The sequence below is a fragment of the Streptomyces sp. SID3212 genome (genome assembly GCF_009865405.1).
In the GTDB taxonomy this organism is placed as follows: domain Bacteria; phylum Actinomycetota; class Actinomycetes; order Streptomycetales; family Streptomycetaceae; genus Streptomyces.
The window spans coordinates 1-7,389 of sequence record NZ_WWJY01000547.1 but is presented as its reverse complement, the minus strand read 5'-3'; the positions used below and the strand labels follow the sequence as shown (position 1 = coordinate 7,389).

Sequence of the window (7,389 nt, the reverse complement as noted above, 5' to 3'; positions counted from 1 at the left end):
CGGGGTGCGCGACGGCCTCCCGGGCGAGCCCGGCGGCCCGGCGCAGCGCCCGCGCGAGGTGATCCCCGTCACCGGCCCCGTCACCGGCCGGGTCACCGGCCCGGTCCCCGCCCCCGTCGGCGCCGCGCGTGTCCTGCGTGCCGTCCGTCAGCACGTCCGCCATGCCCCGCAGCAACTGCGCCAGGATCGTCCCCGAGTTGCCCCGGGCCCCGATCAGCGCGCCGTGCGCCATGGCCCGTACGGCATCCCCCGCGGCGGGCACCGACCCCCCGGTCTCGTGCGCGGCGAACACCGCCTCGACGGCCTGCGCCGCGGATTCGACGGTCAGGTAGAGGTTGGTGCCGGTGTCGCCGTCCGCGACCGGGTAGACGTTGGTCGCGTCGATCTCCTCGCGCTCCCGCCCGAGGGCCTCCAGAGCCAGTGAGCACCAGCTCCGCACCGCTGCGGCGTCGAGGGTCTGCGGCACCGGGTGGTCCTCCTTGGGCGGCCTTCACGGCCTGGGCTGGCGGGCTGGACGCAGGGTAACCCCCGGGGCCGCCGGTGCCCCCCAGGGGTGAGAGCGGCGGGGGCGGGGACCGGGAGGGGGGCCGGGCAGGTCATGGTAGTTTCGTTGTACCGAGGCAGCCGTTGTATGCTGCTCCGGTTGCCCGACGAGAGTCGGGCCATTCCCCCGGCAAGGCCACATCAATTAGTTGATTCGGGCACGTCGGATTTCTCTGTACGTACATCTGAAGTCTTTGGAGTGACCCGTGGCTGCCAACTGCGACGTCTGCGGCAAGGGGCCGGGCTTCGGCAACAGCATTTCCCACTCGCACCGCCGTACGTCCCGTCGCTGGAACCCGAACATCCAGCGCGTGCGTGCCGTGGTCGGTCGGACGCCGAAGCGGCTCAATGTCTGCACATCGTGCATCAAGGCCGGCAAGGTCTCGCGCTGACGCCTGCGTCGTAGCGCAGCCCCTGCGGTTGCCTTGAAAAGCCGGTCCACCTCGGTGGGCCGGCTTTTTGCCGTGCTCACCCGCTTTCACCGACCCCGGTTTCACCGACCCCGGCGGAAGCGCCACGCGTGGTCCACCGGGCCGATGCCGCCGCCCAGCGGGAAGCCGTGCGCGATCGCGCCGGTGACGTACTCCTTGGCCGCGACCACGGCCTCCACCACCCCCTGCCCGTTCGCCAGGCCCGAGGCTATGGCCGAGGCGAGCGTGCAGCCCGTCCCGTGCGTGTGGCGGTTGCTGTGGCGGGGGGCACGCAGCCAGTGCTCCTCGGTGCCGTCGGTGAGCAGGTCGACGGCGTCGCCCGGCAGGTGCCCGCCCTTGACGAGCGCCCAGCGGGGCCCGAAGCCGAGGACGGCGTCCGCCGCGCGGCGCATGGACGCTTCGTCCGTCACGTGAACGCCGGTGAGCTGCGCGACCTCGTCCAGATTGGGGGTGGCGACGGTGGCGACCGGCAGCAGTTTCGTCCGTACCCCGTCCAGCGCGGATTCGGCGAGCAGCGGGTCCCCGTGCTTGGAGACCCCGACCGGGTCCACGACCGCCGGGGCGTCCGTGCCCGCGAGCAGGTCCGCGACGGCCTCGACCAGTCCGGCCGAGGCGAGCATGCCGGTCTTCACGGCCTGGACGCCGATGTCGTCCACCACGGCGCGGTACTGGGCCCGTACCGCCTCCACCGGCAGCTCCCAGGCGCCCTTGACCCCGAGGGAGTTCTGCGCGGTGACGGCGGTGAGCACGCTCATGCCGTGCACCCCGAACGCCAGCATCGTCTTGAGGTCGGCCTGGATGCCCGCGCCGCCGCCGGAGTCGGAACCGGCGACGGTGAGGACGCGGGCGGGCACAAACGCGGGAGAGGGGCTCATACGACCGAATCTACTGCGCGTGCCCGGTCGCCCTACCGCGCGTCCTCGATGTCCCCGAAGTGGTCCCAGCCGCCCTTGCTCGTCCAGGGCGCCCCGTCCACCGTCACCTGCGGCAGCGCCGACGGGTGCAGGACCTCGCCGATCACCTTCCAGCGGGCGGGGAGCTTCACGTCCGGCGGGAAGGTGGCCACGATCGCGTGGTCCTCTCCCCCGGTCAACACCCACTGGAGCGGGTCGATCCCGACCGCCTGGCCGATGTCGTGCATCTGCTGCGGGATGTCGACCAGTCCGGACCGCAGGTCGATCCTCACCTTGCTGGCGTCCGCGATGTGCCCGAGGTCCGCGACCAGTCCGTCGCTGACGTCGGTCATGGCGGTGGCGCCCAGTCCGGCCGCCGCCGGGCCCGCGTGGTACGGCGGTTCGGGCCTGCGGTGGGCCTCCACGAAGGCGCGGGGCGAGCGGAAACCCCGGGAGAGGACCGCGTGCCCGGCGGCCGACCAGCCCAACCAGCCGGTGTACGCGACCACATCACCGGGCCGCGCGCCCGACCTGACCACCGGGTCATGGCCCCGCAGGTCGCCGAGGGCCGTGATGGCGAGGGTGATGGTGTCACCGCGCACGACGTCACCGCCGACCACGGCCGCGCCCGCGACCTGGCACTCGTCGCGGATGCCGTCCATCAGCTCGGTGGGCCAGGTGACCGGGAGTTCGGCCGGGACGACCAGGCCGAGCAGCAGCGCGGTGGGTACGGCGCCCATCGCCGCGATGTCGGCGAGGTTCTGCGCGGCGGCCTTGCGGCCGACGTCGTACGCCGTGGACCAGTCGCGGCGGAAGTGCCGGCCCTCCAGCAGAAGGTCCGTACTGGCCACGACCCTGCGGTCGGGCGCGGCCACGACCGCGGCGTCGTCGCCAGGGCCGAGCCGGACCGCCGGGGTGGTGGTCAGCCGGGAGGTGAGCTCCCTGATGAGGCCGAACTCCCCCAACTCGCCCACGGTTCCCTTCACCGAGACTCCCCTCTCATCGCCGGCCGCGCCTGCGGTCACGGGCCGTCACTGCTGTCGGTTCCGTCAAGAGACACGTCAACTTATGTTTTCCGTACGCCACCCGGGGGCGCCATCGGGCCCCCGGGTCTCCCCGTGGCCCGCGACGACGCGATACCGTGGCGTCTCTTTCCCCCCACATGATCCTCGTGGCCGCCCTGGAGGTTCCGTGGTACAGGCGTACATCCTTATCCAGACCGAGGTGGGCAAGGCGACAACCGTCGCCGAGACCATCGCCAAGCTCACAGGAGTGATACAGGCCGAGGACGTGACAGGCCCCTACGACGTCATCGTCCGCGCCCAGGCGGACACCGTCGACGAGCTGGGCCGCATGGTGGTCGCCAAGGTCCAGCAAGTGGACGGCATCACCCGCACCCTGACCTGCCCCGTCGTTCACCTGTAGCCCCCGTCTACGCTTGGCCGGTGACCGTTACCCGCCGCCGGCTCTTCCGCCGCAGGCTATCCGGCCGTCCGATGCTGTGCCTGCCCGCCGTCGCCCTGCTCCTGGCCGCGGCGGGCTGCTCGTCCACGGACGAGGGCTCTCCGGTCTCCGTTCCCCGCCCGTCCGCCGAGGCGGCGAAGCTGTGCGGGGCCCTGCACAAGGCGCTGCCGGGGACCCTCGGGGGGCTGGACCGGGACGATCCCCGGCCGCGTTCCGAACTGACCGCCGGGTGGGGGGACGACGCGATCGTACTGCGCTGCGGAGTCCCCCGCCCCGGGGAGATGGACGATCCCCGGGCGAACGCGGTGGAGGCGGACGGCGTCAACTGGATGCTGGAACAGCTCGACTCGGGGGCGCGCTTCACGACCACGTACCGCGAGGCCTATGTGGAGGTCACCCTGGGCCCGCGCTTCGCCAACGACGCGACGCCGCTGGCCGCGCTGGCCACGCCGGTGGCGAGGACGATCCCGAGCAGTCTCTGAGCGGCCCGAGCCGTCCCCGGGCAGTCTCCGAGAGGTACGGGAGAGGTACGGGAGGGGTACGGCCCCGGCCCCGGCGGGACCGCTCGTGCCGCGGCCTCCCGGAGAGGCCGCGGCCACGGCCTCAGCGCAGGCCGGTGGGACGGCGCAGGGCCGCCTGGATCAGCAGGTCGACCAGTTCCGGGTAGCCGACGCCGGTCTCCTGCCACATGCGGGGGTACATCGAGATCGGGGTGAAGCCCGGCATCGTGTTGATCTCGTTGATGACGAACCCCCCGTCCTCGGTGAGGAAGAAGTCCGCGCGGACCAGGCCCTCGCAGGACGCCGCCTCGAACGCCTCGACCGCGAGCCGCCGTACCTCGGCCGTCTGCTCCTCGGTGAGCGGCGCGGGCACCAGACCGGCGGCCGAGTCGATGTACTTGGCCTCGAAGTCGTAGAAGTCGTGGGCGGTGACGGGCGGGATCTCGGCGGGCACGCTCGCGCGCGGCCCGTCCTCGAACTCCAGTACCCCGCACTCGATCTCCCGGCCGCGCAGCAGCGACTCCACCAGGATCTTGGGGTCGTGGCGCTGGGCCTCGGCGATCGCGTCGTCCAGGCCGGAGAGGTCGTCGACCTTGGTGATGCCCATGGAGGAGCCGGCGCGCGCGGGCTTCACGAAGAGCGGCCAGCCGTGCTCGGCGGCGAAGTCCACGATCTTCTTGCGGGCGGCGGCGCCCTTGGCGCCCTCGGGGCCCTGCTCCCACTCGCGGGGGCGGATCACCACGTACGGGCCGACGGGCAGCCCGAAGGAGGTGAACACCCGCTTCATGTACTCCTTGTCCTGGCCGACGGCCGAGGCGAGGACACCCGCGCCGACGTACGGGACGCCGGAGAGCTCCAGCAGGCCCTGGAGCGTGCCGTCCTCGCCGTACGGGCCGTGCAGCACCGGGAAGACGACGTCGACCTCGCCCAGCACCTTGGGCACGGAGCCCGGCTCGCTGTAGACGACCTCGCGGTTGGCCGGGTCCACGGAGAGGACCACCCCGCCGTCCAGCGACTCGGCGACGCCCTCGACGCTCGGCAGGACGCGGTCGGTGATGGCCATCCGCCCGGGGTCGTCCGCGGTGAGGGCCCAGCGGCCGTCCGTGGTGATGCCGATGGGCAGGACGTCGTACTTCGTACGGTCGATGGCGCGCAGGACGGCGCCGGCCGTGACCACCGAAATGCCGTGCTCGGAGCTACGGCCGCCGAAGACGACCGCCACACGCGGCTTGCGGGGCTGCCGCTCAGGGCTCTGGGAGGAGTTCTCGCTGCTCATATCGCGATGAGCGTACCCGGTGGACAGCGCCTCGTCAGCGGCCGACTCGGTGGCGTTCCGGGCCGGTGGCGTGCGGCCCGGCGGCCCGCGGGGTCAGTGGCGTTCCGCCTTGGCGCTGCGCGACATCAGTTCCTTGAGCGCGACGAGCGGCGGCTTGCCGTTGTGGACGATGTCGACGACGGTCTCGGTGAGGGGCATCTCCACGCCGTGGCGCCGGGCCAGATCCAGCACGGACTCGCACGACTTGACGCCCTCGGCGGTCTGCCGGGTGACCGCGATGGTCTCCTGGAGGGTCATGCCCCGGCCGAGGTTGGTGCCGAAGGTGTGGTTGCGGGAGAGCGGCGAGGAGCAGGTGGCGATCAGGTCGCCCATGCCGGCCAGGCCGGAGAACGTCTGCGGGTCGGCGCCCATGGTGAGCCCGAGGCGGGTGGTCTCGGCGAGGCCGCGGGTCATCAGCGAGGCCTTGGTGTTGTCGCCGAGGCCCATGCCGTCGGCGATGCCGACGGCGAGCCCGATCACGTTCTTGACGGCGCCGCCCAGTTCGCAGCCGACGACGTCGGTGTTGGTGTAGGGGCGGAAGTACGGGGTGTGGCAGGCGGTCTGGAGGCGCCGGGCGACGGCCTCGTCCCGGCACGCGACGACGGCCGCGGCGGGCATCCGGTCGGCGATCTCCTTGGCGAGATTGGGCCCGGTGATCACCGCGACCCGCTCGGCGGGCGCCTTGGCGACCTCTTCGATGACCTCGCTCATCCGCTTGGCCGTGCCCAGTTCGATGCCCTTCATCAGGGACACGAGCACGGTGTCGGAGGGCAGGACGGGCGCCCAGCGGGCCAGATTCTCGCGCAGGGTCTGGGAGGGCACGGTCAGGACGGTGAACTCGGCGCCGTACGCGGCCTCCGCCGGGTCCGTCGTGGCCCGTACGCCCTCGGGCAGTTCGAGGCCCGGCAGGTAGTCGGGGTTCGTCCGGGTCGTGTTGATGGCCTCGGCGACCTCGGGGCGGCGGGCCCAGAGGGTCACCTCGCACCCCGCGTCGGCGAGGATCATGGCGAACGCCGTGCCCCACGAACCCGCTGAGAAAACGGCGACCCGTGTCACTTCGACCCCTCTTCCGCTTCCGCTGCCTTGCGCCGCTGTTCCGCCCTGGCCCTGCGGGGGTCGTACAACTCCGCGGGCACCGGTTCCCCGCGTACCTCCGCGAGCAGCTCCGTGATCGCGGCCATGATGACCTCGGTCGCCGCGCGCAGCACCTCGGGGGTGGGTTCCTGGCCCTCGAACCGCGAGAGGTCGACGGCGGGGCCCGCGAGGACCTTCAGCGTCTTGCGCGGGAAGAGCCGTACCGGCCGGTCCTTGGCGTACGGCGGGAGCGCGAGGTGGGAGCCCCACTGGGCGACGGGGATGACCGGGGCCTTGGTGAGCAGGGCGACGCGGGCCGCGCCGCTCTTGCCGGCCATGGGCCACAGGTCGGGGTCGCGGGTGAGGGTGCCCTCCGGGTAGAAGACGACACATTCGCCCTGCTCGATCGCGTCGACGGCGGCCTGGAACGCGTCCAGGGCGTTGGTGCTCTCGCGGTAGACGGGGATCTGGCCGGTGCCGCGGAGCATCATGCCGACGAAGGAGCCCTTGAAGAGTCCGGCCTTCGCCAGGAATCGCGGGACGCGGCCGGTGTTGTACTGGAAGTGACCGTACGACAGAGGGTCGAGATACGAATTGTGGTTGACCGCGGTGATGAATCCGCCGTCGGCCGGAATGTGCTCCATGCCCCGCCAGTCCCGCTTGAACAGAACGATCAGCGGCGGTTTTGCGATGACGGCCGCCAGGCGGTACCAGAAGCCGATTCTGCGGCGGGACACTCGTGACACCTTCCTCCTCGGGAGCCGGATCGCGATCCGGCGGCCCGGGGCCACGTCTCGCCCCGGGGTTGTGCGCTGTCGGGAACACCGTACGCCCCGGCCCGGCGAGCGGGCCTGCGAGCCGGACACGGCCGGGCAACAATAGGGGGCCGGTACACGCAGGTACGCACCCGGCACGCACCGAGGGAGAGTTCGCCACGGACACCGACCCGACCGCCCGCTGGTCCCTGGTCGTCCCGCTCAAGCCGCTCAGGCTGGCCAAGAGCAGGCTGGCCGGGGCCATGGGCGGTGCTCTGCGCCCCCGGCTGGCCCTGGCCTTCGCCCAGGACACGGTGGCCGCCGCGCTGGCCTGTCCGGCCGTACGGGACGTCGTGGTGGTCACGGACGATCCGGCGGCGGGGGCGGAGCTGGCCGCGCTGGGGGCGCGCGTCG

Annotated in this window: 9 protein-coding genes and 1 pseudogene; 4 read left to right on the top strand and 6 right to left on the bottom strand. The window is 72.3% G+C overall.

Going from position 1 to position 7,389, the window contains the following annotated elements:
* A partial coding sequence (locus tag GT042_RS16595) for a DAK2 domain-containing protein (RefSeq protein ID WP_161309492.1) occupies positions 1–466 on the bottom strand: 466 nt, incomplete at its 3' end.
* 283 nt (positions 467–749) lie between these two features.
* On the opposite strand from GT042_RS16595, the gene rpmB reads away from it, so the two are divergent.
* Positions 750–935, top strand: a complete 186-nt coding sequence (gene rpmB / locus GT042_RS16590; RefSeq protein WP_078877327.1) for a 50S ribosomal protein L28 — start codon at positions 750–752, stop codon at positions 933–935.
* Between the two features lie 101 nt (positions 936–1,036).
* On the opposite strand, the gene thiD is transcribed toward rpmB, so the two are convergent.
* Positions 1,037–1,849, bottom strand: coding sequence for a bifunctional hydroxymethylpyrimidine kinase/phosphomethylpyrimidine kinase (thiD, locus tag GT042_RS16585; RefSeq protein WP_161309491.1), 813 nt, complete (start codon positions 1,847–1,849; stop codon positions 1,037–1,039).
* A 32-nt stretch (positions 1,850–1,881) separates the two neighbouring features.
* Complete coding sequence (locus tag GT042_RS16580) at positions 1,882–2,853, bottom strand: thiamine-phosphate kinase (RefSeq protein ID WP_161309490.1); 972 nt, start codon at positions 2,851–2,853, stop codon at positions 1,882–1,884.
* A gap of 205 nt (positions 2,854–3,058) precedes the next feature.
* On the opposite strand from GT042_RS16580, the gene GT042_RS16575 reads away from it, so the two are divergent.
* Entirely contained in the window at positions 3,059–3,292 is a 234-nt protein-coding gene (locus GT042_RS16575) for an Lrp/AsnC ligand binding domain-containing protein (protein WP_161309489.1), read from the top strand.
* A 71-nt stretch (positions 3,293–3,363) separates the two neighbouring features.
* Positions 3,364–3,813 (top strand): DUF3515 domain-containing protein, encoded by a 450-nt coding sequence (locus tag GT042_RS16570; RefSeq protein WP_161309493.1) that lies wholly within the window; start codon positions 3,364–3,366, stop codon positions 3,811–3,813.
* A 121-nt stretch (positions 3,814–3,934) separates the two neighbouring features.
* Here the strand turns inward: GT042_RS16570 and GT042_RS16565 are convergent, their stop codons facing one another.
* From GT042_RS16565 to GT042_RS16555, 3 genes are all read right to left on the bottom strand, one after another.
* A complete protein-coding gene (locus tag GT042_RS16565; protein ID WP_161309488.1) occupies positions 3,935–5,107 on the bottom strand; it encodes a D-alanine--D-alanine ligase family protein in 1,173 nt (390 codons plus the stop codon).
* Between the two features lie 93 nt (positions 5,108–5,200).
* The gene (locus GT042_RS16560) at positions 5,201–6,202 is read right to left on the bottom strand and encodes an NAD(P)H-dependent glycerol-3-phosphate dehydrogenase (protein WP_161309487.1); all 1,002 of its coding nucleotides are present in this window, start codon (positions 6,200–6,202) and stop codon (positions 5,201–5,203) included.
* Positions 6,199–6,957 (bottom strand): lysophospholipid acyltransferase family protein, encoded by a 759-nt coding sequence (locus GT042_RS16555; protein ID WP_161309486.1) that lies wholly within the window; start codon positions 6,955–6,957, stop codon positions 6,199–6,201. Before GT042_RS16555 ends, GT042_RS16560 begins: the two co-directional genes overlap by 4 nt.
* 227 nt (positions 6,958–7,184) lie before the next feature.
* On the opposite strand from GT042_RS16555, the pseudogene GT042_RS16550 reads away from it, so the two are divergent.
* Positions 7,185–7,389 (top strand): annotated as a pseudogene (locus GT042_RS16550) (2-phospho-L-lactate guanylyltransferase); the annotation flags it as partial.